Genomic DNA, 245 nt, shown 5'->3' on the forward strand with positions numbered 1-245 from the left:
GTGTTCTGGACCTTCAATTTTATCTCGTAAGCTTTGGTTAGGTTTTTTCTTGGCTTTTTTGGGCGAATTTTTGACTTCAGAAGATGAGTGTTCAATCAATTTCATTAAGGTGCTGAGTTCTTGTTCGTCTAAATCGCGCCACTCTCCTACAGGCAGCCCTTTAAGTGACACATTCATAATTGACTGACGTTCAAGCTTGGTGACTTCAACGTTAAAATGTTCACACATGCGGCGGATCTGACGAT

General features: G+C 41.2%; 1 pseudogene. It reads right to left on the minus strand.

Going from position 1 to position 245, the window contains the following annotated elements:
- A pseudogene (locus AAEZ03_RS28525) lies at nucleotides 1-245 on the minus strand (23S rRNA pseudouridine(2604) synthase RluF); the annotation flags it as partial.

The sequence above is a fragment of the Pseudomonas sp. HY2-MNA-CIBAN-0224 genome, from assembly GCF_040310285.1.
GTDB lineage: Bacteria > Pseudomonadota > Gammaproteobacteria > Pseudomonadales > Pseudomonadaceae > Aquipseudomonas > Aquipseudomonas helleri.